This window comes from Methylobacterium guangdongense (assembly GCF_038442355.1).
Lineage (GTDB): Bacteria > Pseudomonadota > Alphaproteobacteria > Rhizobiales > Beijerinckiaceae > Methylobacterium > Methylobacterium guangdongense.
Genome location: NZ_JBBXMX010000005.1, coordinates 238,303 through 262,853, shown reverse-complemented (window position 1 = coordinate 262,853; position 24,551 = coordinate 238,303). Strand labels below are relative to the sequence as shown.

Here is a 24,551-nt window from a genome sequence, read left to right as displayed (position 1 = left end):
GTCTGCTCCTCAATCGAACGCGATGCCGCCCGGCGTGATCGTCGCGCGGGCACGGCGGGCCGAGTGGCACTGGATGTTCACGGCGACCGGGTTCTGGGTGATGTGGGTCGCGGCGAGCTCGACATGGACGGCGAAGCTCGTGGAGCGCCCGCCGAGGCCCTGCGGGCCGATGCCGAGCTCGTTCACGGCGCGGGACAGCTCGGCCTCGATCCGGGCGCCCTCCGGGTCGGAACAGACGGAGCGCAGCGGCCGGGTCGCCGCCACCTTGGCGAGGTGCATGCACAGGTCCGAGGTGCCGCCGAGCCCGACGCCCACGATGGTCGGCGGGCAGACCCGGCCGCCCAGTTCGATCACCCGGTCGATGACGAAGCGCTTGGCCGCGCCGATCCCGTCGGAGGGCAGCAGCATCTGCAGGAACGAGCCGTTCTCGGAACCGGAGCCCTTCGGGATCATCTCGACCGCCACGGTCTCGGGCCGGTCGTCGAAGTCGATGTGGATGATCGGCACCCGGATGCCGCAGGAGGTCTGCTCGTTCGTGCGGGTGATCGGGTGGACCACCGAGGAGCGCAGGGAGAAATCCTTGGTCGCCCGCTCGCAGCCGCGCCGGATCGCGGCCTTGAGCGCGGCCCCGTCGTAGCGGACGTCGGCGCCGATGACGATGTTGTAGATCGGGATGCCGGTATCCTGGCAGAGGATGTTCCGGGTCCGCTCGGCGACCGCGACGTTCTCCACCATCGTGTCGAGGATGGCGCGGCCGGTGGCGCTGGTCTCGCTCCGCTGCAGATCGGCGAAGCCCGCCTTGATGTCGGGGGGCAGGATCTTCAGGGCGCGGACGTAGAGGTCGCGGCAGACGGCCTCGAATTCGCGGATGTCGAGATCCATGGCGGGGCTCCGCTGGCGAGGGGCGGGGGATCAGGCCCCGCTGAGGAGGAACAGGAGGCCGACCGCGAAGGCGGTGGCGAGGCAGCCCGAGACGACGAGGGCGGTGCGCTCGCGGTAGCGCAGCCACTCGATGGCGAGCACCCGCAGGCCGAGCGCCATGTGGACGGCGAGCGCGCAGACGAGGCCCCACTCGGCGGTGCGGACGAAGCCGTTATGGGTGAGGCCGAGGAAGCTCTCGAGCCGGTCGGCGCCCTGGAGCGCGGTGCCCAGCGCGATGAAGTGCATCGGCAGGAACAGCGCCAGGGCGATCCCCGAGAGGCGATGGATCAGGGCGGCGGCGAAGCCCGGCCGGCGCAGGGACGCGCGGGTCAGGCCGGTCCGCCCGGCGGGGCTCTCGGACGTGTTCGTGGCCACCCTCATGCCCAGTACACCGCCAGGGCCGCCCGCAGGCCCAGCCCCGCCAGCAGGGCCGAGAGGCCGATCATCGTGAGGTCCAGGGAGCGGCCGCGCCAGCCGGTCCACTCGCGCAGGATGCTGCGCAGGCCGATCGGCGCGTGGATCGCGGCGGCCAGCACGAACACCGCGTAGAACAGCAGGAAGGCGAGGTTGCCCTGCGTCCGGCCCAGGATCTCCCCGGCCGTGAGCCCGCCGCGCACCGCGTACAGGATCGTGCCGAGATGGACCGCGACCGTGACCGCCAGGATCGCGGCCGTGCCGCGCTGGGCGAGGTACAGGAGCGGGTTCATCGGCGCCTCCAGAACCGGCGCAGCGCCGCCTTGCCGGTCTCGCGCTTCAGGCCGGCGATCGAGAAGGTCGGGCTCAGGCCCTTCGGGCAGTGCTCGGTGCAGCTCATGTGGCTGTGGCAGGAATGGCAGCCGGCATCACCCGCCACCGCGGCGAGCCGCCCGTCGCGGTCCTGGTCGCGCACGTCGTTGACCAGCGTCCAGGCCCGGTTGAGGGCCGCGGGGCCGAGATAGTTGGGGTTCCACGTCACCAGATCGCAGGCGGCGTAGCAGACGCCGCAATTGATGCACTCGATGCCGGCATCGACCTCCTGGCGCGCGGGCGAGTCCGGCGCGACCGTCGCGAAGTCGTCCGGCGGATTCGCGCCCGGCTCGAAGAAGCCGTGGGCCCGGCGCCACTTCTCGAAGAAGGGCTCCATGTCGACCGCGAGGTCCTTCACCACCGGCAGGTTGCGCAGGGGCTCCAGCAGAAGCTCTCCGTCGGGCGCCACGGCGGCGACCCGGGTCCGGCAGGTCCAGCGCGGGCGCCCGTTCACCGTCATGCCGCAGGAGCCGCACATGCCGACCCGGCAGGCGAAGCGGTAGGCGAGGGTGGGATCCTGATCGCGCTGGATCTCGGTGACGACGTCGAGCACCGTCTGGTTGGCCCGGCGCGGCACCGCGTAGTCCGCGACGGCCGCGCCGCGCCGCACCCGTACACGCAGCGTATCGCCGGCACCCGGGTCGACGGTCGCGAGATCGACGGAAGCCGTCACCGGTTGGCCTCCTTCGGGGCGCCGGCGCTCTGATCGGGGAAGAACAGCTCGCTCTCGCTGGAGGCTGTGGCGGAGACCAGTCCGGCGCGGTTCATGTAGGCGAGGTAGGCCAGCATCCGCTCGGGCTTGGTGGTCCAGGCGTTCTGCGGCGCGCGGATGATCGCCACGGCCTCCGCGTTCGAGATCTTCGCCCCCTCGGCCTTGATCCACAGGGCGGCGGCCCGGGCCGGGTCGTCGCGGATCAGCGCGAGGCTCTCCTCCAGCGCCGCCCGGAAGGCCGCCGTGACCTTGGGGTTGTCGGTGACGAAGCGGCTGGTCGCCCAGACGAGGTTGAAGGTATGGGGACCGCCCATCACGTCGTAGCTGTCGAGCACCTTGCGGGCGCGCGGGTCCTTCAGCTCCATCTCCTGGAAGGGCGGCGAGCCGAAATGGGCCGTGATCTCGGAGCGGCCGCCCATCATGGCGGTCTGCGCGTCCGGGTGGCCCATCGAGACGGTGAGCGGGTCGAGCTTGCCCTGCTGGCCGGGCCCGAAGGCCTTCTCGGCGGCCATCTGCAGGGTGATCGCCTGGATCGAGGTCTTGGCGGTCGGCAGGGCGATCTTGTCCTGGGGGCCGAAATCCTTGATCGACGTCACCGCCGGGTTGACGGTGACCAGCCAGAGCGGCATCGCGTTCAGCGCCGCCACGCCCTTGACCTTGAGATTGCCCTGCGTCCGGCCCCAGATCGTCAGGAACGGGCCGACGCCCCCGGAGGCGAGATCGAGGTTGCCGGACAGCAGGGCCTCGTTCATCCCCGAGCCGCCGGTGAAGCGCAGCCACTCGGCCTTGAGCTCGAGGCCGCGCTGCTTGGCCTGCTTCTCCAGCAGGCCCTCCTCCTCCATCACCGTCAGCGGCAGGTAGGAGATTCCGAACTGCTTGGCGAGCCGCACGGTCGCGACCTCGGCCTGGGCGGCGCCGAGCGCCCCCCACAGGACCGCGACCGTCCCGACGAGCCGGATGATGCCCCGTACCGTCATGGCGTTCCTACCCGTTCGTGCGCCAATCTTGGCAAGGCCGTCAGCGTCGGTTCGAGGATACGCCCCGGGGAGGGTCTGTCAACACTCCTATATCATATATATGACTTGCCGCGCGGAGTGGCTCTGCGGTGTGGGCTGCTCGATAAGCTATCATTTATAGGACTGGCTCAGCCTGACGTCCCGCGCCGCGCGCGTTCGCATCTCATCCGCGCCCGCGTCGGAATCCCCGACCGCTGGGAACCCGAAGTTCTGTCTCGAAGTCCGGGCGAAGCCTCCGGGCCGTCAGGCGGTGGGGACGCAGATCGCCCGAACGGATCTTCGCCGACGTGCGATCACCGCATGACAAGGTCGGGCGACGGGCGCGATCTTCGCGCATCCGCGCGTGCCGGCGCCCCGCCGGGAACTCATTGGTGCCGGTGGAGAGGATCGAACTCCCGACCTTCGGTTTACAAAACCGCTGCACTACCGCTGTGCTACACCGGCAGGCGCTCTGAAGCCGTTGAGGAAACTGGCGGTTTCGGAGCGTCAGGAGTGCGTTTGACTACGTTTGGCGGCTTCGTCAAGGCGCCGCCGGCCGCGTCCCATCAGGCAAGGCGCTTCCCCCTCCGGCCAGCGAATGGTGGCGGCCAGGGCGGTGGCCAGGGCGGTCTGGCGGCACCGGCACGCCGTGACCGTCCCGGGCCGATTCCGCACGACAGGGCCGAACAGACCCTAGCTCGTGCGGCGGGCCGTCCATGGGCCCGAGCACGCACCGAGCCCGGACAGCGACCAACGGCCACTCCCGCGGGATCCGCGGAGACGGCCCGAGACCGTCACGCTGGCGAGTCCCTTCCGGATCGTGCCGCTGATCCGGCCATCGGACGTGGCGCGGCCGGACGCGTCGACGCCGTTCCCTCCGACATCGTCCACAGCCCCATCCCGGATGACGATCGGATAGCGGTACGGTCCGGTACAGGTCCCGTTGTCGGTCGTTGCGACGACCGACCAAGCTCCGTCGAAGCGACCGGCCGCGCTGGACGCGGTCGATGCCCCGCCGAGAGCCAGGAGCAGGGTGGACGAAAACACGGCGGTACGAAGTCGGATCATGGTCTCCTCTATCGATGGAATGAGCGGGGGAATCGTTTCGGGCCGGGCGATCGGGTCCGGCCGCCCTCCTGCCGGAACGGCCGGTCGCGCGTGGCACCGGCGACCTTCGGTCAAATCGTGAGTCGATACCGGATGGATCGCAGGACGGCACGGCCGGGGCGTGGCCCGCGCGGCGGGCGTTCGGGCGGCGCCCTAGAGATCCTCAGGGTCCCTGGAGAACCGATCCGGAGACAGCCGGAACATGAGCAGGAACCCAGGATGGGGATTCAGGATGGGAGGGCCGAACTGGGCCATTCAGAAGTCTCTTGTCTGACACGGGCACCCGGCCTCAGCCCCCGATCGGGACAGGGGGACCTTTGGCCGGCACACCCTTGAACCGATGACTGGACTGCGCGAGGCGCAGCCTTGCGCCGTCCCGGGATCATCGAGATGGGTGTGAATCAGCTCAATTCCTTGAGAGGGAAATACCAGTAAACAAAAATTTTTCATCTGCCCGATCGGCGACCGGTCCAGCTCAACCTGTCCCGCACCGGCCGGCGACCGCCCCGCTCCAGCGCGGCTCAAGCGTCCGCGAAGACGACGCCGAACCGGGCGCCGGTGCGCCGGACGACCCGGCAGCGGCGCGATGTCTGATCGATCGCGGTCAGAAGGGTGAAGGTCTCGGGCACGGCGTCCTCGTCGCCGGCCTCCAGCAGCGCGCCGGTATCCGACATGTTCCAGACGAGGCAGCGCAGTCTCCGGCCCGTATCGGCGACCATGATATGCCCTGCACTGAAGCAATCCGTCCGGCCGGCCAGGCGCTGTTCACCCGTCATGTCTGCCCTCGACGCGTTCCCAGATGAACAGATAGGCGTCGCGGCTTACTTCCGCGCGACAGCAACGCCCGAATCCTCGCGTTGCTGTCGTCATGCTTACCACCGCGACAACGCGGCGGCATCATTTGATCGCTTCAGGCCGCTGGACCGGGCCGAGCCGAAGTGCCCGTCGGAGGCTGGGCTCAGGGTTGAGCCTCACCGGGATCGTCCCCGCCGGTGGCTCCGACCGCGGGTCCCGGCCGATAGGCATCGAGCGTCGCGTAGGCATCCGTCGCGGTGAGGCCGAGCCGCTCCATGTCGTTGAGCAGCGCCAGGATGTCTGGGTCGACCGGCTCACCGGCCTCCTTGCGCTCGATCAGGGTGTTGACCAGCTCCAGATCGTCGATCGTGGTCGCGCTGGGTTCGTTCGGATCGGGCAAAGCCATGGCTGGTCTCTCGCGGGATGGCTCCGGGACCTAGGTCGCCCGCTTCGTTCGGCCATGGGCCACTTGCACGATGCGCACGACGGAGGTCGCCGAGCCAGCCCCGCCGTCGCCGCTCAAAGTCCGTGACGGGCTGCCCTCAGCGCGTGCGCCCGCCCTCGATGAGCACAAGCCGGGTCAGTTCGGCCTGCCGCGAGACGCCGGTCTTGCGGAACACCGCGCGCAGCTGGGAGCGCGCCGTATCGATCGTGATACCGTAGCGCTCGGCGGCCTCCTTCAGGCTCGCCGTGCCGTCGAGGGCCGCGGCGAGCCGGGCCTCGGCGGCCGTAAGCCCGTAGGTCTTCATCAGGGCGCCCTGGACGTCGGCGGGCTTTCGGGGTGCCTCGCACCGGCGCAGCACCAGCAGAGCCAGCTTGAGCGGCAGCACCAGCAGACCGAAGCGCCCGGCGCTCAGGAACTTCGGATCGACCGGCATCGTGCAGGCCGCGAACGTCCCCCAGGGCGTCGCAACGGCCGGGGCCATCGAGAACGGACCGACCAGCGTGCCCGGGGCGCAGGCGGCGGTCACCGCGTCGCGGATGCGGGTGCGCAGGTCGGGATCGCGCACATCCAGGACGTTCAATCGCCCGCACCGCACGACCTTGCCGTCCCGCAGGAGATCCTCCGCCGCGTCGTTCGCCCCGTAGATCCGCATGTCCGGCGCGATCAGAAGCGCCGGTTCGACCAGGGCGTCGAGGAGGGAGCCGCCCAGCCGTCCCGATCCCGCGTGGCGGCTGGCATCGAGCGTCCGGCGGATGCGGGGTCCGAGGACCTTCAGGAGGGGCTCGTAGACGGCGTTGGCGGATTCGGCGCGGCGCAGATCGTAATGCAGCGAGATGAAGCCGAGCCGGCCACCGCTCTCGGCGAAGCGCATGCCGCTCGACGCGTCGGCACCCCCGGCCCGGGAGAGCCAGTCGGTATAGAATTCCGTCTTGGCGAATTCCGAGGCGGGCAGGAGCCTCTCGCTGAAGATCGGTTGCATCGCCGGTGCGGACAGCATCACCGGCATCCAGGGATTGATGGCGTTGTAGTATTCGGCGTAGCGCTCCACGACGCCGTCCGGCCAGCCCGACGCCGTCAGCGGCACCGCGCTCTGGCCGAGGACATCGACCACCTGGATCCCCGTCTTCCCGCCCGGAACGGCGGCCGCGAAGGCCGTCATGACGTCTTCCCACGCCTCGGGATCGAAGGCCGCCCGATCGATCCGTGCTCCGATCTCGTCCGCGAGCGCGACGATCTTGGGACTGTAATCGAGCACCGGCCGGACTCCCGAATACCGATCTGACTCGCGTCAAGACGGTACAGGCATGATGCCGATGCCGGAATCTGTTTTCAAGACAACGTCAAAGTCGGAAGCGGAAGGTCCATTGTCCGATCCGGCCGGGCGCGGCCGGATCGCGCGGCGCGCGCCTTTTTGAATAGGCCGCCGCGCGCCTTCAGCGCTGCCGGTGATGGGCGTGCGCCGCGAACCCCTGAAGGGCGACCGGCGGTCAGGCCGCGAGCGCGCGCTTCACCGTCGCCCGCAGATCCGCCAGCGAGAAGGGTTTCGTCAGCACGTCGGTGACGATGGCGTCGAGCCCGCGCGCGCGCTCGCGCTGATCCGCGAAGCCGGTCATCAGCAGGATGGTCAGGTCCGGAAAGTCGCGCTTGGCTGCCAGCGCCAGGGCAATGCCATCCATGAGCGGCATGCGGATGTCGGTGAGCATCAGATCGAAGCCGCCATCGGCCTCGTTGAGGCGGTCCAGCCCGTCGCTTCCATCGTTGGCGGTGACGACCGCGTGCCCGTCGATCTCGAGCCCCCGCTTGAGGAAGCCCCGGACAGTCTCCTCGTCATCCACCAAAAGGATGCGCGCCATGTGGTCCCGTGAACGTCCCCGATCCGCGGGGCCCTTCGCGATGACGACGGGCCCTCGATAGCCGACAGACGCAGACCGATCCGCCGCCTGTCAAGATGGCATGCATCGAATACAGGCATATCGCCGCCGGCTGCGGCGAAAATGCCGCGCTGCGGGACGGGGCGTTACGAATCGAACAGATCGGGATCGCCGCTGCCGTAATCGACCACGCCCACGAAGGGCAGCTGCCGGTAGGCGTGGGCGGCGTCCATCCCGTAGCCGACGACGAACACGTCGGGGCAGAGGAAGCCGACGAAATCCGCGTCGATCGTCACGGCGCGCTTGCCGGGCTTTTCCAGGAGCACCGCGGTGAGCACCCGCCGGGCGCCGCGCGCCATCAGCAGGTCCTTGGCGAAGACGACGGTCCGGCCGGATTCGAGGATGTCGTCGACGAGCAGCACGTCGCGTCCGCGCACCTCGCTCTGCACGTCCCGCAGGATCTCGACCTGCCCGCTGGAGACCGTCGCGGTGCGGTAGCTCGACAGATGGACGAACTCGACCTGCGGGGCGAGCCCGACCCGGTGCAGCGCCCGCAGCAGGTCGGCCGCGAACATGAAGCTGCCCTTGAGCACCGCCACGACCAGAAGGTTCTCCGGCCGCGCGGCCAGGATCTCCTGGGCGAGTTCGTCGTTGCGCTTGGCGATGGCCGCCTCGTCGAAGAGGGTTCGCACGCGCCGTTCGGGGATGCTCATCTCACGTGTCCCGGTATCCCGGTTGCGGGGCGGGATCCGCCGCCGCGTCCGGCCTTGGTCTTAGCGTCACCGGGGTGCGGGGGAAACCGTGGATGCGCCGGGCACATGCACACGGAGTGCCGCAGCGTCACCCAGGAGACGCCCCCCGAACGCAAAAGGGGCCGGCGATCCGCCAACCCCCTGCGCTATCATACGAAATCAATGGTACCACCGCCCCGGCTCGAACGGGGGACCCCCAGATCCACAATCTGGTGCTCTAACCAACTGAGCTACGGCGGCACTGGCGGGGGGTGTATCGTGGGCCGCGGCAGTTTTCAAGCGACGTGCGCGGTCTTGTGCAGGGTCGAGACGATTGCGGCCGGTCGGGGTGGCCGGCGTGGGGCGACCCGCGCCGAACCGGCGGCCCGTTCGACACGCAGCGCCCGATAGTGCACTTACCGCGTCGAACCGTCGATGCGGCGACCGGGCCGGACCGGGGTGAACGAACGGACCGTGAGCGCACGACAGCCAGCGGCGGCCAAGGGCTCGGCCAAGAACTCGGCCAAGAGCTCGGCCAAGAGTACCGACCCGAGCTGGAACCGGCGTTCCGGCGACCGGCCGGCGGCCGGGTCGCAGGCGCGTGCCCGGCGCCGCTGGACCGGCTTTGGGCTCGTCCAAGCGCCGGGGCAGCTGCGCAGCCTCGTGCGCCGCAGCGAGGGCGGCCTCGTCGCCCTGGCGACCCTGGTGGGCTGCGTCGCCGGGGTCGCGGTCTCCGCCATGAACTGGGCCACGCAGAGCCTGCGCGAGCTGCTCTTCCTCCTGCCGTCCGGGATACGGCTCAGCGCCGCCGATGCGGTGTCGCCGGTGCTTCTGCTGGTCGGGCCGTGCCTCGGCGGCGCGCTGCTCGGGCTGGTGATCGTCGCGGCGGGCGTCATCCGCGGCCCGCGCAAGCGCCCCGCGATCGATCCGATCGAGGCCAATGCCCTGCACGGCGGCCGGATGTCCTTGCGCGACAGCCTCTACCTCGCCCTCCAGAACGTCGTCTCGAACGGGTGCGGCGCCTCGGTGGGGCTGGAGGCCGGCTACACGCAGCTCGCCTCCGGCCTCGCCTCCCGGCTCGGCATCGCCTTCGAGGTCCGCCGGAGCGACCTGCGGACCCTGGTCGGCTGCGGGGCCGCCGGGGCGATCGCGGCCGGGTTCGGCGCGCCGCTGGCCGGCGCCTTCTACGCCTTCGAGCTGATCATCGGGACCTACTCGATCGCCACGCTGACGCCCGTGGTGGTCGCCGCGCTGTGCGGCAACCTGGTCGCGCAGCAGCTGATCGCGACGCAGCCCCTGGTCGATTTCGGTGACGTTCAGGCGATCACCACCTCGCACGTCACCAGCATGGAGATCCTGCCGAGCCTCGCCCTGGGGCTGGTCTGCGCGGGTCTCGGCATCCTGATCATGCGCGGGGTCACCCTGGTGGAGCGGCTGGTCCAGGCCTCGCGGGTGCCGCGGGTGGCCGCGCCGGCCGTCGGGGGGCTGTGCGTCGGGGCGCTGGCGCTGATCGCGACGCCGCAGGTGCTCTCGGGGGGGCACGGCGCCCTGCACATGCACTTCGCCACCGAGGGGCAGGGGCACGGGATCGCGGCGCTGGCCTTGCTGTTCGCCGCCAAGGCCACGGCCTCGGCGATCTCGATCGGCTCCGGCTTCCGGGGCGGCCTGTTCTTCGCCTCGCTGTTCCTCGGCGCTATCGCGGGCAAGCTGTTCGCCGCCGCGGCGCCGCTGCTGGTGCCCGCGCTCGCGGGCTTCGGCCTGACCCCGCTCGCCTACGCGGTGATCGGCATGAGCGCGCTCGCCGTGGCGGTGATCGGCGGGCCGCTGACCATGACGTTCCTCACGCTCGAGATCACCGGCAGCCTGCCGATCACCGGGCTGGTGCTCGCCGCGGTGATCGCGTCCTCGCTGACGGTCCGGAAAACCTTCGGCTACTCCTTCGCGACCTGGCGCTTCCATCTGCGCGGCGAGAGCATCCGCAGCCCGCACGATATCGGCTGGATCCGCTCGCTCACCGTGGGGCGGCTGATGCGCCGGGATCCCGGTACCGTGGCGGTCGATACGCCGCTGGCCACCTTCCTGCGCGCCCATCCCCTCGGCTCCCCCTCCCGGGTGATCGCCGTCGACGGGGCCGGGCGCTATGCGGGCATCGTGAACGTCCCCGAGGCGCACGCGGCCGTACGGGATGCCGGGGCGGCGGCGCAGCCCGTGCTGGCCGACCTGCTGCTGCATGCCGACGCATTCCTCACGCCGGGCATGAACGCCAAGGACGCCGCCGCCGCCTTCGACCGCACCGAGAGCGAGGCGCTCGCGGTGGTCGACGGGCCCGAGACCCGCAGGGTCCTGGGCCTGCTCACCGAGAGCCACACGCTCAAGCGTTACAGCGAGGAGCTCGACCGCCAGCGCCGGGCCATGGCGGGGGAAATCGACTGATTGTCAGGCCGGGGTGTTGACCCGATCCCGGCGCGGACCAATCACCTGACGCCGACGACCCGGGCCCCGCGCGGGCCCGCTGTCCCAGAACGCGTGGAGGATTCATGCCCGGTCCAGAGACCAGCCAGCAGCGCCGCTACCGCATCGCGGTGATCCCGGGCGACGGTATCGGCAAGGAGGTGGTGCCCGAGGGCGTGCGCGTGCTGGAGCAGGCGGCCAAGCGCCACGGCTTCTCGCTCCAGCTCGACTGGTTCGATTTCGCGAGCTGCGACTACTACGAGCAGCACGGCCGGATGATGCCGGAGGACTGGAAGGCGCAGATCGAGACGCACGACGCGATCTATTTCGGCGCCGTCGGCATGCCCGAACGCGTGCCGGACCACATCTCCCTCTGGGGTTCGCTGATCCTGTTCCGGCGGGAATTCGACCAGTACGCCAACCTGCGGCCGGTGCGGCTGATGCCGGGGGTGAAGTGCCCGCTCGCCGACCGGAAGCCCGGCGACATCGACTTCTGGGTGGTCCGGGAGAACACCGAGGGCGAGTACTCGAACGCGGGCGGGCGGATGTTCGCCGGCACCGACCGGGAATTCGCCCTGCAGGAGACGATCATGACCCGTCACGGGACGGACCGGATCCTGAAGTTCGCCTTCGAGCTCGCCCAGAAGCGCCCGAAGAAGCACCTGACCTCGGCCACGAAGTCGAACGGCATCTCGATCACCATGCCGTACTGGGACGAGCGGGTGAAGGCGGTGGCCGAGTCCTATCCGGACGTGCGGTGGGACCAGTACCACATCGACATCCTGACCGCGCATTTCGTCCTGAACCCGGACCGGTTCGACGTGGTGGTGGCCTCCAACCTGTTCGGCGACATCCTGTCGGATCTGGGTCCCGCCTGCACGGGCACGATCGGTCTCGCGCCGTCGGGCAACATCAACCCGGAGCGGGTGCATCCGTCGGTGTTCGAGCCGGTCCACGGCTCGGCGCCCGACATCGCGGGCCAGGGGATCGCCAACCCGATCGGCCAGATCTGGTCGGGGGCGATGATGCTGGAGCATCTCGGCGAGCACGCCGCGGCGGCCGAGATCGTCAGCGGGATCGAGCGGGTGCTGTCCGAGCGGACGCTGCGCACCCGCGACCTCGGCGGGAATGCCGACACGCAGGCCTGCGGCAAGGCGGTCGAGCAGGCGCTGGGGTAGGCTAATCGCCCCGAGCCTCCCTTCCACACCCTCATCCTGAGGTGCCCGCGCCAGCGGGCCTCGAAGGAGCCCTCCAGGGATCGCGAGACCGCTGGAGGGCTCCTTCGAGGGCTACGCTCCGCTCCGCCGCCTCAGGATGAGGCGGAGGGTTGGGAGAGTCGTTGCAGAACGTGCCGTCAGCGCGGGCGACGGCGGACGCTCACGACGTTGCTCGCGGGCTCGGCCTTGCCGGCCTCGGCCGGCAGGGTATCGAGCGCCATCTTGACGATGCTGTCGGCGTCGAGCCCGGCCTCGGCGTACATCTTCTCCGGGCTGTCGTGGTCCTGGTAGGCGTCCGGCAGCGTCATCGTCCGCACCCGGACCCCGCCCGCATCCAGCGCGCCCTTCTCGGCCAGCAGGTGCAGCACCATCGCCCCGAACCCGCCCCGCGAGCCCTCCTCGATCGTGATCAGCACCGCGTGGTCCCGCGCCAGATCCAGCACCAGCGCCTCGTCCAGCGGCTTGGCGAACCGCGCATCCGCGACCGTCACGGCCACGCCCTGCTCGGCCAGCGCGTCCGCCGCCTTCAGCGCCTCCGCCAGTCGCGTGCCGAGCGACAGGATCGCCACCCGCGCCTCCGCGTCCCGCCGCACCACCCGGCCCTTGCCGATCGGCAGCACCTCGCCCCGCTCCGGCAGCTCGACGCCCACGCCCTCGCCGCGCGGGTAGCGCAGCGCGATCGGGCCCGTGTCATGGGCATGCGCGGTCGCCACCATGTGGACCAGCTCGGCCTCGTCCGCCGCCGCCATCACCGTCATGTTGGGCAGGCAGCACAGGTAGGCGAGGTCGAACGCGCCGGCATGCGTCGCGCCGTCGGCGCCGACCAGACCGGCCCGGTCCATGCAGAACCGCACGGGCAGGTTCTGCAGCGCCACGTCGTGCACCACCTGGTCGTAGGCCCGCTGCAGGAAGGTCGAGTAGATCGCCACGAACGGCCGGTAGCCCTCGGTCGCCAGCCCGCCCGCGAAGGTCACCGCGTGCTGCTCGGCGATGCCCACGTCGAAGGTCTTGTCCGGGTGTGCCTTGCCGAACAGGTCGATGCCGGTGCCGCCCGGCATCGCCGCGGTGATCGCCACGACCTTGTCGTCGGCATCCGCCGCCTTGATCAGGCTCTCGCCGAACACCCGGGTGTAGGCCGGCGCGTTCGGCTTGGCCTTGGCCTGCACGCCCGAGACCACGTCGAACTTGACCACCCCGTGGTAGCGGTCGGCGCTGGCCTCGGCGGGGGCGTAGCCCTTGCCCTTGCGGGTCACCACGTGCAGCAGGATCGGGCCGTGCTCGGCGTCGCGCACGTTCTTGAGCACCGGCAGCAGGTGGTCGAGGTTGTGCCCGTCGACCGGGCCGACATAGTGGAAGCCCATCTCCTCGAACATCGTGCCGCCGCCCACCACCAGCGAGCGGGCGTATTCCTCGGCCGCGGCGGCGCGCTGGTAGATCGCCTTCGGCAGGAGCTTGCCGAGCTGCTTGGCGGTCTCGCGCAGGGACTGGTAGGCGCCGCCCGACGCCAGCCGGGCGAGGTAGGCCGACATGGCGCCCACGGGCGGGGCGATCGACATGTCGTTGTCGTTGAGGATGACGATCAGGCGCGAGTGCAGGGCGCCGGCGTTGTTGAGCGCCTCGTAGGCCATGCCGGCCGACATCGAGCCGTCGCCGATCACCGCGATGGCGTTGCGGCGCTTTTGCGCGCCGCCGGTCTGCTTGGCGGTAGCGTTGTCGAGGTCGCGGGCGACCGCCATGCCGAGCGCGGCGGAGATCGAGGTCGAGGAATGGGCCGCGCCGAAGGGATCGTAGACGCTCTCGGAGCGCTTGGTGAAGCCCGACAGGCCGCCGCCCTGGCGCAGGGTGCGGATGCGGTCGCGGCGCTCGGTGAGGATCTTGTGCGGGTAGCACTGGTGTCCGACGTCCCAGACGATGCGGTCGTCGGGGGTGTCGAACACGTGGTGCAGGGCGACGGTCAGCTCGACGACGCCGAGCCCGGATCCGAGATGGCCGCCGGTGATCGAGACGGCGTCGATCATCTCGGCGCGCACGGCCTCGGCCACCGCCGGCAGCTCCGATTCGGGCAGGCGGCGCAGGGCGGCGGGGTTCGGGACACGGTCGAGAAGTGCGCTCTGCTCTGGGGTAATCGCCACGGCATCAACCTCTATCGGACAGGATCGGTTTGATGGCCGAGCCTCAGGACATATCGAGCGGGGCCACGCCCTCGGGCCGCCCGTCGGAGCCCAGCGTGATCCGTTGGATCCGCGCCTCGGCCCGCTTGAGAAGCGCTTCGCAGTGCTTCTTCAGCACCTCGCCGCGCTCGTAGATCGCCACCGACTCGTCGAGCGGCACGTCGCCCCGTTCGAGCCGGCGCACGATTTCCTCGAGTTGCTCCAGGGCCTTCTCGAAGGGCAGGTCGCCGGCGGCGGGGGCCACCTCGGGTCTGCTCGCACTCATTCCAGATCCGTCCTTTGAACCGGTTCTACGGTGCCAGCCCCCGGGGCCACAACCCAGGGGACCAGAACGCCGGGCCACGCCGGGCCGTTTTGAAGCGGTGCGGCGGCCTTTCCGCCACACCCGAATGGCCTCACGGCAGCGCGAGGCTGAACGGCACCCCCTCGAAGGCCTCCGCACCGCGGCCGATCCGCGCGATCGCCGCGACCATGCGGCCGTCGCGTCCGAGCATCCGGTCGGCGATGGCCACGAACAGGGGGTTGGGGGTCGCCGAGGGGGAGGCCGCCCGCAGGGTATCGGCGAGCGCGCCCTCGTCGCGCTCCGGCGCCAGCGCGCAGGCCGCGATATAGGCCGCCGCGGTCGAGCGGCTGATCCCGGCATAGCAATGGATGACCAGCGGCTTCTCCCGGGGCCAGGCCCGGATGAAGGCCAGGATGCCGGCGACGTGTTCCTCAGCCGGCAAAACGTGGCCGTCCCGGGGCTCCGCGATGTCGCTGACCCCGATGATGGCGTGGTTGTCGGCCTCGATCAATGCGGGCCGTTCGAGAGGCGTCCCGACATTGATCAGCGTGAGCACATGGCTCGCGCCGGTGGCGGCGACGGTCTCGGGCAGGCGCGAGAGGGGGCAGACATGCAGGCTGGGCATCGTGACGGCGCCTCTGCCGTGCGATCGTGACGGATCGAGGGCGGCCGTCAGTTCGGGTGCAGCGCGCGGAACCGCGCCAGGAACCGCGCCTCGGCTTCGGCGGTGGGCCAGGGCTCGGTGAGGGCCACGACAGCCCCCGGCAGGTCCGCGGGGGGCCCGAAATAAAGCTCGGCCTCCTCCGGTGCGAAGCCGGCGAGCCGCACGGCCTCCAGATGGGCGGCGGCCCGGTCGGCCTGTTTCACGAGGCCGGCCAGGGCGGGGGAGGGGGCGGGCAGGGCGAAACGGCGGCGCATGGCGTCGAGCAGGCGCAGTTCGACGCCCCGATAGGCATCGCCGATCGCGGCCTTCAGGGGGGAGATGATGTCGCCGACGACATATTCCGGCGCGTCGTGGAGCATCAGCTCCAGGCTGTCGGGCTCGGTGCAGCCGGGGGCGAGATGGCAACCGACCGCCTCGACCAGTAGGCTGTGCTGGGCCACCGAGAAGACGTGAGGCCCCCGGGTCTGGCCGTTCCAGCGGGCGACCCGGGCGAGGCCGTGGGCGATGTCGGCGATCTCGATGTCGCCGGGGGCGGGATCGAGCAGGTCGAGGCGGCGGCCGGAGAGCATCCGCTGCCACGCGCGCGGGGCCGGGGCGTTCACCGCGGCCCTCCCAGTTCGGCGCAGGGTCCGTGCCGGTGGCAGCCGACGAGGTGGTCGTTGACGAGGCCGACCGCCTGCATGAAGGCGTGCACGATGGTCGGCCCGCAGAAGGAAAACCCCTCCGCCTTGAGGGCTTTGCCGATCGCCCGCGAGACCGGCGTCTCGGTCCGGATCTCGGCCCGGGTCCGGGCGCTGCCCTGGATCGGCTGCCCGTCCACGAAGTCCCAGAGGAAGCGCGCGAAGCCGGGGCCACGCTCCTCGATCCGCAGCCAGGCCCGGGCGCCCGCGATCGTCCCGACGATCTTGGCGCGGTTGCGGATGATGCGGGTGTCCTGCATCAGCCGGGCCACGTCGTCCTCCGTGAAGCGGGCGATCTGAGCGGGATCGAAGCCCGCGAAGGCCTCGCGAAAGCCTTCGCGGCGGCGTAGGATAGTGATCCACGAGAGCCCGGCCTGGAATCCATCGAGGATCAGCTTCTCGTAGAGCGCCCGGCCGTCCCGCTCGGGCACGCCCCATTCGGTGTCGTGATAGGCGACGTAGAGCGGGTCGAGGCCCGCCCACCAGCAGCGGGGGCAGCCATCGGGATGCGCGATCAGGCCGGTCTCGGACATGCGACCGGTTTAACGAGAACAGGAGCGGAACGCCATCGCCGGAATCAGGCTGAGCCGCTGCGCGGCATATTGTTGTGCTGGATCCCGGATCAGGTTCCGCTACGCTACACCTGTCCAGGAAAGGGGCCGTGGAGGATAGAACACGCAGCCCCTTTCCCGGGCGCATGCAGCGAAAGCGGAATGCGACCCGGGACCCAGCGCAAGACTCGCCGCGCGAGCGGCGACTTTATGAACTCACCCAGCCGCGCTCGCCGCACCCTCCGGCATCGCGAAGGTCGCGTAGTGCGGCCGCTCAAGCCGGACCGGATGCGCGCCCGCAAGCGGCGTTTCGCCGGCGGCCAGTGCATCGCCCAGACGGTCGATCCGCACCAGGGCGAGACCGCGTAAACCGGCGACGCTGCCGGTGGTGCCCAGCGCCTTGCCGCCGGCGGCGATCTCGGTGCCCGGGGCGGGGGCGCCATCCGGGTAGGTGGCCGCCAGGATGCGGGTCCGGGCCGTGCCCCGGTGCTGCATCCGCGAGACCACCTCCTGGCCGACATAGCAGCCCTTCCTGAAGTCGACGCCGCCGAGCTGATCCATCAGCGCCTCGTGCGGGAAGGCGTCGCCGAAGGCGTAATCGCGCCCGCCCTCGGGGATGCCGAGCGCGATCCGATGCGCGTGGTAATCCGCCTCCGCGGCGTCGGCCGAGAAGGCGCCTTCTTCGGCGTAGAGCCGGGCGCCGAGGTCCGGATGGCGGGCATCCGCGACCGCCTCGGCCGCGGGCGGGGCGGCCCCGTCCCAGGCGGCTGCGACCGCCACGGTCGGATCGGCCGCGATCGTCGCCTGCGCGCGCAGGCGGTAGAGCGTCAGGCGCTTGGCGAGATCGGCTGCGCGATCCGCCTGCACGTCGAACCGGAAGCCATCCGGCACCCGCGAGACGAGAAAATCGAACAGGATCTTGCCCTGCGGCGTCAGCAGGGCGCCGAGACGCGCCTCCGAATCCTGGAGCGTCTCGACATTGCAGGTCAGCACGCCCTGGAGCAGCGCGGCAGCATCCGGCCCGGTGACGGTGACGAGGGCGCGGTCCGGCAGCAGGGCGACGGGCATGGCAGGCGATTCCTCGCGCGACGGGGTGGGGCTAAGCAGGTTTCGCAAAAGTGGCCGCCGGTTTTGCGGCGAAAACCTGCGATCAACCAAGAACCTAAGCGGATGAAGCGTTGGCGAGCCAACGCGAATCTGCTTAGCGAGCCGGGAGGTAGTCGCTCCCAGCCCGCGCCTCAACCATGCGCGATCAGGACCTCAATGCTGGAGCGTCGTGGTGAAGGCACCCCCGCGGATGCGCTCGGGGAATCCTTCCGCGTAGCGGGCCGTGGCTTCCTCACCGTAGGTCATCACCAGTTCCTGGAAGGCCGCGAACAGGGCGGCCTGGGCCATACAATCTCCGTCGAGCCCGTCCAGACAGCCTTCCGCGAAGGCTTCCGAGACGTAACTCAGCGCGACGCGCTTCTCCTCGACATCGACCTCGAGAGGAGCGGTCTGAGAGATGTGCTGCATGACCCGATACTTCCGTTGCGCCGGGCCGAGGACCCGGTGGACCAACGGATGATAGGCGGGTCCCGGCGGCTCGGCCAGCCGGGAATTTCGGATCGGTTAACGCGAGGGCTCAAATCCGATGCTTCGCCGGCATCGCGGCGGGGTGTGTCGCGGGTGCATCACCCTTCGGCGTCACCCCCCGAAGCGACCGGCCAGGGCATGCGACAGCCTGTCGCCCTCCGCCACGTAGCGGGCGGCGGCCTCGTGGGCGGCCGGGGTGCAGACCCGGTAGGTCAAGGCGTAGCCGCGGTAGCCCCGGTTGTAGGCGCCGGCCAGCCGGTCGCGGCGGGCCGGCGTCACGCCCTCGGACTCGATCAGCGCCTTCATGCGGGCCGGCCAGTCCGCGGCGTCCGGCGCCGCGCAGAGGCCGCGCAGGAAGGCGAGCGCCCCGATGATCTCGGACATGCGCATCAGGTCGCGGTCGTAGGGGGCGGGGCTATCGGCCGGGGCGTTCGCGTCCTTGGGGGCTTCTTTCGCGGTCTCCTTGGCGGGCGCGGGCGCCCGTCCGGAGCGCTGCTGCGCCAAAGCCGGCGCGGTAGCCGCCCCGGCCAGGAGCGCGAGCAGGCACAGGATCGCGGCCGGTCGCCTCACGCCGTCGCCTCCCCGTCCCGTGCGGCGATCCGCGCAAACGCCTCGCGCAGGGTGCCGATCAGGCCCGGTGTGGTCGGCAGGGTGGCGACCTCATCGAGCGTCGCCCAGCGGGTGCCGAGCGCCTCCGGGCCGGCCACCGGCTCGCCGCCGCGCCAGAGGGCGGCGTGCGGATGGACCACGTAATGGTGCCGGGCGCGGCCGGCCTCGTCGCGCACGATGATCTCGGTGGGCGAGAGCACGCCGACCACCTCGGCGCCCAGGCCGACCTCTTCCGACAATTCGCGCAGCGCCGCCTCGGCCAGGGATTCGCCGGCCTCCACGAGGCCGCCCGGCAGGGTCCAGACGCCGCGCATCGGCTCGTTGGCCCGGGCCGCCAGCAGGACCCTTTCGTCCCGGATCACCGCGATCGAGGCCCCCACGAAGGGCCGCGCCGGGAACAGGCGGCTGTCGGCTTCCGCGCTCACGGCGTCCCCCCGTCCGGTGCGATGACCGCCACATGTCCGTCGGCGAGGCCGACCAGCAGCCGCGCCGCATTCCCCTCGCCGAGGACCACGATGCCGGTCGTGACGGGTGCCGGCAGCGTCACGCGCAGGCGCTCGTGCAGGGTGCCCTTCGCGGACACCAGGGCGATCTCAGGCCGACCCGCCACCGGCAGCACCAGCTCGGGCGGCGCGCCGCCCGCCGGATTTGTGACCGCAAGATCCGCATCACCCGCGCCGGCCGCATAGCCTGCGGCGTCCCCGGCGGCCTCGATCGTGTCGGGTCGCAGCGTCCAGAGCTGCAGCCGGCCTTTCGCGCTGACCGTCGCGGCCTGAAGCGCCCCGGATCCGGAAAAATCGGCGATGCCGGCGATCTTGAGGGGCGGGCCGGGCTGCGGCGGCGTGCGCGCCGCGACGCTCCAGCTTCCCCCGCCGCTCGGATGCGTGATCAGCGCGAGCCCGCCCGAATCAGTGCCCGACAGGGTCGCCGCCAGCAGGGCCGGGCGACCGGCGAGGCGCAGCAGGCGCGGCCGCAGGGGCGCGTACACCGCCTCGCCCCCCGCCGGCACCGTCGCGGTGGCCACCGGGACCGGCTTCGGATCGGTGCTGACCGCCATCGGCTGGCGCTCGCGGATCGTCAGGACGGCGGCGGCCTCGCCGCCGTCGGGGGTGCGGGTGCGGCCGGTGAGATAGGCGCTCACGGGTCCCGACAGGGCCCGCCGCGTGCCCGGCAGGGCACCCCGCGGCGTCTCGGCGGCGCTCAGGCCCTCCACGGCCTCGCGCCCGATCGGCTTCACCGTGATGGTGCCGTCCGCCAGCGTCAGCACGGCGCCGCCCTCGTCGCCCCAGGCCACGGCGACCGGCGCGCTCTCCTCATCGCCCGCCTCATGGCCGGTCTTCGCGCCGGCGATCGGCAGCAGGCCGGAGGTCGCGACCGAGACCGCGACCTCGCTGCGGGGGCCGCGCAGCGCCCGCACCGTGAAGGGCAGATCGAGGATCCGGACCGCGGGCTCCGCCCGCGCACCCGCGGGGGCCGCGCAGAGCAGCAGGAGCAGGAGGAGCGCCCGGCTCCGCCCGCCCGATCGCGCAGCGTGATCCGCGTCCAAGGAGAGACGGGCTCCGGTCAAACGTGCTGGCCGCCGTTGATGTGGAGTTCGGCCCCGTTCACGTAGGAGGAGGCCTCGGTGCACAGGAAGTAGATCGCCTTGGCGACCTCGTCGGGCGTGCCGAGCCGGCGCTGCGGGATCTGCTCCACGAGCTTCTCGGTGCCGGGCGACAGGATCGAGGTGTCGATCTCGCCGGGCGAGATCGCGTTCACCCGCACCCCGAGGGGGCCGAAATCGGCGGCCATCTCCCGGGTCAGGCCGGCCAGCGCGGCCTTGGAGGTGCCGTAGGCCGCCCCCGCGAAGGGATGGACCCGCGAGCCCGCGATCGACGTCACGTTGACGACCGAGCCCTTGGCCCGGGCGAGTTCCTCGCGCAGGCCCCGGGCCAGCAGGATCGTGGCGAAGAGGTTGACCTGGAACACCCGCTGCCACGTGTCGAATTCGGTGGCCAGGGCGCCCAGGCGCTCGCCCTCGGAACCCTTGGGCGAGATCCCGGCATTGTTGACGAGCGCGTGCAGCACCCCGCCCTCGGCGGCGAGCCGGCCCCGGACCTCCTCGACGGCGCGCATCGTATCCTGCGCGTCCGCGAGATCGACTTGGAGATGGTCCTCGGGTCCCATCTCCCAGGGGCAATTCTCCGGGAAGGCGTGGCGCGAGCAGGTGATCACGCGCCAGCCCGCGGCCGAGAAGCGCTTCACGGTGGCGTGGCCGATGCCCCGGCTCGCGCCCGTGAGCAGCATGATGCGCCGGCGATCGTTGACGGGGAGGGCCAAAGCCGTAAGCCTCGCTGGCGTGTCGGAATCGCGATCGGGTCGCAGGTCGTGCCGGTGAGCCTGAATGGTCTAGGCGCAGTGCGGTCGGAAATCCAGAGCGTGCTGCGGCGCGGAAAGGGAAGGCGGCGATGACTGGGGAACGCGACACCACGGACCGCTTGCCGGCGATCCCGTCCGACAGGCTGACCCCGGCTCAAGTCCAGGCCGCCGCGGCCTTCGAGGCCGAGCGCGGCGTCCCGGTCTTCGGCCCGTTCGTGCCGCTCCTGCGCAGCCCCGAGTTGATGCAGTGTGCGAGCCGGATGGGGCTCTACCTGCGCTACGGCAGCGCCCTGCCGCTTCGCCTCAGCGAATTCACAATCCTGATCGTCGCCCGGGCCTGGAGCCAGCCGGTGGAGTGGGCGATCCATCATCCGATCGCCCTGAAGGCCGGGGTCGCCCCCGAGACCGCGCAGGCCCTGGCCGAGGGGCGCCGCCCCGACACGATGAGCGCCGACGAGGCGCTGGCCTACGATTTTTCGATGGAGCTTACGCAGAACCGCGCGGTGAGCGACGCCACCTACGTGGCCGCCGTGGCGCGCTTCGGCGAGCAGGGCGTGATCGATCTCACCGGGATCAACGGCTACTACGCGCTGCTGGCCATGACGATGAATGTCGCCCGCACGGCGGTGCCGAAGGGAGAATCCGCGCCGCTGCCGCCGCTGGTGGGATAGGTTTCGCGGATCCTGCGGCCGACGATGGCCGCAATTCCCCCTCGCCCCGCTTGCGAGGAGAGGGGCGTGTCTCCCCCTCGTCGGGGAGCACGGCGAGGCGGCAGCCGAAGGTGAGGGGGCGGCTCAGGAGAGTCTCGTTCGGAATCGCCCCCTCACCGCCGCTGCGGCTTCGCCTCCGCTTCCCGCACGGACGACGAGGTCCGTGCGGGCCTCTCCCCGCACGCGGGGCGAGGGGATACGCGCCTCATTGGGAGAAGGCATCGCTGTCGCAGGACATGGCACCATGCCGGTCCGCGCAGAAACCTCACTCGTCGTCGTCGTGGCCGTCCGCGCCGTTGAGGCCGTTGATCTTGGCCTTGAGCACGTTCGAGGGCTTGAACACCATCACCTGACGCGGCTCGATCGCCACCTCGACGCCGGTCTTGGGGTTGCGGCCGACGCGCTTGCCCTTGCTGCGCACCACGAAGGAGCCGAACGAGGACAGCTTCACCGTCTCTCCGCTCGCCAGGCAGCTGCAGATCTCAGACAGAACCGTCTCAACCAGGGCGGCCGACTCGGTCCGTGACAGGCCCACCTGATGGTAGACGGCCTCGCTCAAGTCGGCGCGCGTCACCGTCTTGCCTGCCATGCCGTCTCCCCTCGCCCGCGTCTCTCGTCCCATGGCGCCGGGTGCGGCGAAACGCAGCCGCACCGAACGCTGAAGACGTATCCCTATGATCCGGCACGCTAATCGGCGCTCCGCCCCCGGTCAACCGCGCGGGCGCAACGAATTGTTTCAGGTCTGTCACCAGCGGATCAGCGCCGCCCCCCAGCTGAAGCCGCCGCCGATCGCCTCGATCATCACCAGATCGCCCGCCTGGATGCGTCCGTCGCGCCGGGCCACGTCGAGGGCCAGCGGGATCGAGGCCGCCGAGGTGTTGCCGTGGCGATCCACCGTCAGCACGATCTTCTCGCGGGCGATCCCGAGCTTGTCGGCCGAGGCCTCGATGATCCGCCGGTTGGCCTGATGGGGCACGAACCACGTCAGGTCGTCGGCCGCGAGGCCGGCCTGCGCGAAGGCCTCGACGATCACGTCGGTGACCTGGCCCACGGCGAAGCGGAACACGTCGCGCCCCTCCATGCGCAGGTGGCCCACGGTGCCGGTCGAGCCCGGACCGCCGTTGACGTAGAGCTTCTCGCGGTGCCGCCCGTCCGAGCGCAGGCTGCTGCTGAGCACGCCCCGGCCCTCCGCGTCGTCCCGCGCCTCCAGCACGATGGCGCCGGCCCCGTCGCCGAACAGCACGCAGGTGGTGCGGTCCTCCCAGTCGAGGATCCGCGAGAAGGTCTCGGCGCCGATCACCAGCGCCCGGCGGGCCGCCCCGGTGGTCAGGAACTTGTCGGCGGTCGAGACTCCGAACACGAAGCCGGCACAGACCGCCTGCAGGTCGAAGGCCGCCCCCTGGTGGATGCCCAGAGCCGCCTGGATCTGGGTAGCGGTCGCCGGGAAGGTGTGATCCGGCGTCGAGGTCGCGCAGATCACGAGATCGATGTCGTCGGCCGTCAGCCCGGCATCGTCGAGCGCCGCCCGGGCGGCGCGGGCCCCGAGCACCGAGGTGGTCTCGTCGGCTGACGCGATGTGCCGCTGGCGGATCCCGGTGCGCTGGACGATCCATTCGTCGGAGGTATCGACCCGCTCGGCGAGATCGGCGTTGGTCACCACGCGTTCGGGCAGGCACGAGCCGGTCCCGACCACCACCGAGCGCAGGGCGGGGGTCCGCCGGCTCTGATCGGGGTCTGTGCGGAGGGTTGCCATCTCTGTCCTTCCCGGACTGCTTCCGACGCCACAACCGTCAGGCGTGACACCGGAGCAGTCCGCTTTCCATTCCGCCCGGCGTCAGGCCGGCGCCAGGGCCGCCGTCTGATCGAGCATCTCGCGGATCGTGCGGATCATGTCGTGGCGGGCCATGTCGTGCGCCAGATCGATCGCCGCCGCGAAGCCCTGCGCGTTCTCCGAGCCGTGGCTCTTGATGACGATGCCCTCCAGCCCGAGGAACACGCCGCCATTGGCCCGGCTCGGGTTCATCTTGTCCTTGAGCGCCCGGAAGGCGTGCCGGGCGAAGAACGCGCCGATCTTGGCCGACAGGGTCCGGGTCATGGCGGCACGCAGATACGTGCCGATCTGCTTGGCGGTGCCCTCGGCGGTCTTGAGGGCGATGTTGCCCGTGAAACCCTCGGTCACCACCACGTCGACCGTGCCGCGGCCGAGATCCGTGCCCTCGACGAAGCCGTGATAGGCGAGCCCCGGGTTCTCCATCTCGCGCAGCATCCGGGCGGCCTCCTTGACCGCCTCGTTGCCCTTCATCTCCTCGGTGCCGACGTTGAGCAGGCCGACGGTCGGCCGGTCGAGGTCGAACACGATCCGCGCCATGGCGGAGCCCATCACGGCCATCTCGACGAGGTGCTCGGCATCGGTGCCGATGGTGGCGCCGACGTCGAGCACGATGCTCTCGCCGCGCACGGTCGGCCACAGGCAGGCGATGGCCGGGCGCTCGATGCCCGACATGGTCTTCAGGCAGATCTTCGACATGGCCATCAGGGCGCCGGTGTTGCCGGCCGACACGCAGGCCTGGGCCTGCCCGTCGCGCACCGCCTGGATGGCCTGCCACATGGAGGACTTGCCCCGCCCCTGGCGCACCGCCTGGCTCGGCTTGTCGTCCATGGCGATGGCCACGCTGGTGTGGCGGATCTCCACGCAATCCTTGAGCCGGGGCTCCTTGGCGACGAGCGGGGCGATCACCGCCTCGTCGCCGAACATCAGGAAGGTGGTGTCGGGATGGCGCTCGCGAGCCAGGGCGGCGCCGGGCACGACCGTGGAGGGCCCGTGGTCGCCGCCCATGGCGTCGAGCGAGATGCACACGCGTTGGGACATGTCGGTAGCGGGTCGCGGATCTCGGCGGGGGGACAAGGCGGGCGAGGCCC

Annotated in this window: 27 protein-coding genes and 2 tRNA genes; 3 read left to right on the top strand and 26 right to left on the bottom strand. The window is 70.9% G+C overall.

What is annotated here, in order from left to right; all coding sequences use genetic code 11:
- Positions 1-9 precede the first annotated feature (9 nt).
- The 12 genes from AAHG09_RS13170 to AAHG09_RS13115 form a co-directional block, all read right to left on the bottom strand.
- On the bottom strand, positions 10-882 hold the full coding sequence (locus tag AAHG09_RS13170; RefSeq protein WP_342107723.1) for a fumarate hydratase: 873 nt from the start codon (positions 880-882) through the stop codon (positions 10-12).
- A gap of 30 nt (positions 883-912) precedes the next feature.
- Complete coding sequence (locus AAHG09_RS13165) at positions 913-1,302, bottom strand: succinate dehydrogenase, cytochrome b556 subunit (RefSeq protein WP_342107722.1); 390 nt, start codon at positions 1,300-1,302, stop codon at positions 913-915.
- A complete protein-coding gene (locus AAHG09_RS13160) occupies positions 1,299-1,628 on the bottom strand; it encodes a succinate dehydrogenase/fumarate reductase transmembrane subunit (RefSeq protein WP_342107720.1) in 330 nt (109 codons plus the stop codon). The genes AAHG09_RS13165 and AAHG09_RS13160 overlap by 4 nt, the downstream gene beginning before the upstream one ends.
- Positions 1,625-2,380 (bottom strand): succinate dehydrogenase/fumarate reductase iron-sulfur subunit, encoded by a 756-nt coding sequence (locus AAHG09_RS13155; RefSeq protein WP_342107718.1) that lies wholly within the window; start codon positions 2,378-2,380, stop codon positions 1,625-1,627. Before AAHG09_RS13155 ends, AAHG09_RS13160 begins: the two co-directional genes overlap by 4 nt.
- Entirely contained in the window at positions 2,377-3,396 is a 1,020-nt protein-coding gene (locus tag AAHG09_RS13150; protein WP_342107717.1) for an ABC transporter substrate-binding protein, read from the bottom strand. The genes AAHG09_RS13155 and AAHG09_RS13150 overlap by 4 nt, the downstream gene beginning before the upstream one ends.
- A gap of 408 nt (positions 3,397-3,804) precedes the next feature.
- A tRNA-Thr gene (locus tag AAHG09_RS13145) sits at positions 3,805-3,879 on the bottom strand.
- 1,163 nt (positions 3,880-5,042) lie between these two features.
- Positions 5,043-5,297, bottom strand: coding sequence for a PilZ domain-containing protein (locus AAHG09_RS13140; protein ID WP_342107716.1), 255 nt, complete (start codon positions 5,295-5,297; stop codon positions 5,043-5,045).
- A 182-nt stretch (positions 5,298-5,479) separates the two neighbouring features.
- A complete protein-coding gene (locus tag AAHG09_RS13135; protein ID WP_342107715.1) occupies positions 5,480-5,722 on the bottom strand; it encodes a hypothetical protein in 243 nt (80 codons plus the stop codon).
- A gap of 136 nt (positions 5,723-5,858) precedes the next feature.
- On the bottom strand, positions 5,859-7,016 hold the full coding sequence (locus AAHG09_RS13130) for a helix-turn-helix transcriptional regulator (protein WP_342107714.1): 1,158 nt from the start codon (positions 7,014-7,016) through the stop codon (positions 5,859-5,861).
- Between the two features lie 232 nt (positions 7,017-7,248).
- Entirely contained in the window at positions 7,249-7,614 is a 366-nt protein-coding gene (locus AAHG09_RS13125) for a response regulator (protein ID WP_010687322.1), read from the bottom strand.
- Between the two features lie 164 nt (positions 7,615-7,778).
- Positions 7,779-8,345 carry a hypoxanthine phosphoribosyltransferase gene (hpt, locus tag AAHG09_RS13120; protein WP_342107712.1) on the bottom strand — a complete coding sequence of 189 codons (567 nt, stop codon included), beginning with the start codon at positions 8,343-8,345 and terminating at the stop codon, positions 7,779-7,781.
- A 202-nt stretch (positions 8,346-8,547) separates the two neighbouring features.
- A tRNA-His gene (locus tag AAHG09_RS13115) sits at positions 8,548-8,624 on the bottom strand.
- A 477-nt stretch (positions 8,625-9,101) separates the two neighbouring features.
- On the opposite strand from AAHG09_RS13115, the gene AAHG09_RS13110 reads away from it, so the two are divergent.
- Together AAHG09_RS13110 and AAHG09_RS13105 are read left to right on the top strand one after the other, a co-directional pair.
- Positions 9,102-10,796 carry a chloride channel protein gene (locus tag AAHG09_RS13110; protein ID WP_342107803.1) on the top strand — a complete coding sequence of 565 codons (1,695 nt, stop codon included), beginning with the start codon at positions 9,102-9,104 and terminating at the stop codon, positions 10,794-10,796.
- Between the two features lie 104 nt (positions 10,797-10,900).
- Complete coding sequence (locus AAHG09_RS13105; RefSeq protein ID WP_342107711.1) at positions 10,901-11,992, top strand: tartrate dehydrogenase; 1,092 nt, start codon at positions 10,901-10,903, stop codon at positions 11,990-11,992.
- Positions 11,993-12,168: 176 nt separating this feature from the next.
- On the opposite strand, the gene dxs is transcribed toward AAHG09_RS13105, so the two are convergent.
- The 11 genes from dxs to AAHG09_RS13050 form a co-directional block, all read right to left on the bottom strand.
- Complete coding sequence (gene dxs / locus AAHG09_RS13100) at positions 12,169-14,163, bottom strand: 1-deoxy-D-xylulose-5-phosphate synthase (protein WP_342107710.1); 1,995 nt, start codon at positions 14,161-14,163, stop codon at positions 12,169-12,171.
- 43 nt (positions 14,164-14,206) lie between these two features.
- A complete protein-coding gene (locus tag AAHG09_RS13095; protein WP_012320922.1) occupies positions 14,207-14,467 on the bottom strand; it encodes an exodeoxyribonuclease VII small subunit in 261 nt (86 codons plus the stop codon).
- A 130-nt stretch (positions 14,468-14,597) separates the two neighbouring features.
- A complete protein-coding gene (locus tag AAHG09_RS13090; RefSeq protein ID WP_342107707.1) occupies positions 14,598-15,110 on the bottom strand; it encodes a tyrosine phosphatase family protein in 513 nt (170 codons plus the stop codon).
- Positions 15,111-15,157: 47 nt separating this feature from the next.
- Entirely contained in the window at positions 15,158-15,718 is a 561-nt protein-coding gene (locus AAHG09_RS13085; RefSeq protein ID WP_342107802.1) for an HD domain-containing protein, read from the bottom strand.
- A 29-nt stretch (positions 15,719-15,747) separates the two neighbouring features.
- Positions 15,748-16,362: a DNA-3-methyladenine glycosylase I gene (locus AAHG09_RS13080; protein ID WP_342107706.1), complete on the bottom strand. Its 615-nt coding sequence runs from the start codon at positions 16,360-16,362 to the stop codon at positions 15,748-15,750.
- A 234-nt stretch (positions 16,363-16,596) separates the two neighbouring features.
- Positions 16,597-17,448, bottom strand: coding sequence for a CAF17-like 4Fe-4S cluster assembly/insertion protein YgfZ (gene ygfZ, locus AAHG09_RS13075; protein WP_342107705.1), 852 nt, complete (start codon positions 17,446-17,448; stop codon positions 16,597-16,599).
- A 192-nt stretch (positions 17,449-17,640) separates the two neighbouring features.
- Positions 17,641-17,895: a hypothetical protein gene (locus tag AAHG09_RS13070; protein ID WP_091720156.1), complete on the bottom strand. Its 255-nt coding sequence runs from the start codon at positions 17,893-17,895 to the stop codon at positions 17,641-17,643.
- A gap of 171 nt (positions 17,896-18,066) precedes the next feature.
- Entirely contained in the window at positions 18,067-18,525 is a 459-nt protein-coding gene (locus tag AAHG09_RS13065; RefSeq protein WP_342107704.1) for a TIGR02301 family protein, read from the bottom strand.
- On the bottom strand, positions 18,522-18,989 hold the full coding sequence (locus AAHG09_RS13060) for an NUDIX hydrolase (RefSeq protein ID WP_342107703.1): 468 nt from the start codon (positions 18,987-18,989) through the stop codon (positions 18,522-18,524). The genes AAHG09_RS13065 and AAHG09_RS13060 overlap by 4 nt, the downstream gene beginning before the upstream one ends.
- Complete coding sequence (locus AAHG09_RS13055) at positions 18,986-20,110, bottom strand: hypothetical protein (protein ID WP_342107702.1); 1,125 nt, start codon at positions 20,108-20,110, stop codon at positions 18,986-18,988. The genes AAHG09_RS13060 and AAHG09_RS13055 overlap by 4 nt, the downstream gene beginning before the upstream one ends.
- A gap of 17 nt (positions 20,111-20,127) precedes the next feature.
- Positions 20,128-20,928 (bottom strand): SDR family NAD(P)-dependent oxidoreductase, encoded by an 801-nt coding sequence (locus tag AAHG09_RS13050; RefSeq protein WP_342107801.1) that lies wholly within the window; start codon positions 20,926-20,928, stop codon positions 20,128-20,130.
- Between the two features lie 83 nt (positions 20,929-21,011).
- Between AAHG09_RS13050 and AAHG09_RS13045 the strand changes: the two genes are divergently transcribed.
- Positions 21,012-21,593 (top strand): carboxymuconolactone decarboxylase family protein, encoded by a 582-nt coding sequence (locus AAHG09_RS13045; RefSeq protein ID WP_342107701.1) that lies wholly within the window; start codon positions 21,012-21,014, stop codon positions 21,591-21,593.
- 304 nt (positions 21,594-21,897) lie between these two features.
- On the opposite strand, the gene AAHG09_RS13040 is transcribed toward AAHG09_RS13045, so the two are convergent.
- The 3 genes from AAHG09_RS13040 to plsX all read right to left on the bottom strand — a co-directional run bounded on the left by AAHG09_RS13040 (position 21,898) and on the right by plsX (position 24,501).
- Complete coding sequence (locus AAHG09_RS13040; protein ID WP_244003550.1) at positions 21,898-22,221, bottom strand: integration host factor subunit alpha; 324 nt, start codon at positions 22,219-22,221, stop codon at positions 21,898-21,900.
- Between the two features lie 156 nt (positions 22,222-22,377).
- Positions 22,378-23,385 carry a beta-ketoacyl-ACP synthase III gene (locus AAHG09_RS13035; RefSeq protein ID WP_342107700.1) on the bottom strand — a complete coding sequence of 336 codons (1,008 nt, stop codon included), beginning with the start codon at positions 23,383-23,385 and terminating at the stop codon, positions 22,378-22,380.
- Positions 23,386-23,466: 81 nt separating this feature from the next.
- On the bottom strand, positions 23,467-24,501 hold the full coding sequence (gene plsX, locus AAHG09_RS13030; RefSeq protein WP_342107699.1) for a phosphate acyltransferase PlsX: 1,035 nt from the start codon (positions 24,499-24,501) through the stop codon (positions 23,467-23,469).
- Between the last annotated feature and the right edge of the window lie 50 nt (positions 24,502-24,551).

Bases quoted from the DNA above. Each gene is read 5' to 3' on its own strand.
- AAHG09_RS13170 (WP_342107723.1), bottom strand. From the start codon at position 882: ATGGATCTCGACATCCGCGAATTCGAGGCCGTCTGCCGCGACCTCTAC.
- AAHG09_RS13165 (WP_342107722.1), bottom strand. From the start codon at position 1,302: ATGAGGGTGGCCACGAACACGTCCGAGAGCCCCGCCGGGCGGACCGGC.
- AAHG09_RS13160 (WP_342107720.1), bottom strand. From the start codon at position 1,628: ATGAACCCGCTCCTGTACCTCGCCCAGCGCGGCACGGCCGCGATCCTG.
- AAHG09_RS13150 (WP_342107717.1), bottom strand. From the start codon at position 3,396: ATGACGGTACGGGGCATCATCCGGCTCGTCGGGACGGTCGCGGTCCTG.
- AAHG09_RS13140 (WP_342107716.1), bottom strand. From the start codon at position 5,297: ATGACGGGTGAACAGCGCCTGGCCGGCCGGACGGATTGCTTCAGTGCA.
- AAHG09_RS13135 (WP_342107715.1), bottom strand. From the start codon at position 5,722: ATGGCTTTGCCCGATCCGAACGAACCCAGCGCGACCACGATCGACGAT.
- AAHG09_RS13125 (WP_010687322.1), bottom strand. From the start codon at position 7,614: ATGGCGCGCATCCTTTTGGTGGATGACGAGGAGACTGTCCGGGGCTTC.
- hpt (WP_342107712.1), bottom strand. From the start codon at position 8,345: ATGAGCATCCCCGAACGGCGCGTGCGAACCCTCTTCGACGAGGCGGCC.
- AAHG09_RS13110 (WP_342107803.1), top strand. From the start codon at position 9,102: ATGAACTGGGCCACGCAGAGCCTGCGCGAGCTGCTCTTCCTCCTGCCG.
- AAHG09_RS13105 (WP_342107711.1), top strand. From the start codon at position 10,901: ATGCCCGGTCCAGAGACCAGCCAGCAGCGCCGCTACCGCATCGCGGTG.
- AAHG09_RS13095 (WP_012320922.1), bottom strand. From the start codon at position 14,467: ATGAGTGCGAGCAGACCCGAGGTGGCCCCCGCCGCCGGCGACCTGCCC.
- AAHG09_RS13090 (WP_342107707.1), bottom strand. From the start codon at position 15,110: ATGCCCAGCCTGCATGTCTGCCCCCTCTCGCGCCTGCCCGAGACCGTC.
- AAHG09_RS13085 (WP_342107802.1), bottom strand. From the start codon at position 15,718: ATGCTCTCCGGCCGCCGCCTCGACCTGCTCGATCCCGCCCCCGGCGAC.
- AAHG09_RS13080 (WP_342107706.1), bottom strand. From the start codon at position 16,362: ATGTCCGAGACCGGCCTGATCGCGCATCCCGATGGCTGCCCCCGCTGC.
- ygfZ (WP_342107705.1), bottom strand. From the start codon at position 17,448: ATGCCCGTCGCCCTGCTGCCGGACCGCGCCCTCGTCACCGTCACCGGG.
- AAHG09_RS13070 (WP_091720156.1), bottom strand. From the start codon at position 17,895: ATGCAGCACATCTCTCAGACCGCTCCTCTCGAGGTCGATGTCGAGGAG.
- AAHG09_RS13045 (WP_342107701.1), top strand. From the start codon at position 21,012: ATGACTGGGGAACGCGACACCACGGACCGCTTGCCGGCGATCCCGTCC.
- AAHG09_RS13040 (WP_244003550.1), bottom strand. From the start codon at position 22,221: ATGGCAGGCAAGACGGTGACGCGCGCCGACTTGAGCGAGGCCGTCTAC.
- AAHG09_RS13035 (WP_342107700.1), bottom strand. From the start codon at position 23,385: ATGGCAACCCTCCGCACAGACCCCGATCAGAGCCGGCGGACCCCCGCC.
- plsX (WP_342107699.1), bottom strand. From the start codon at position 24,501: ATGTCCCAACGCGTGTGCATCTCGCTCGACGCCATGGGCGGCGACCAC.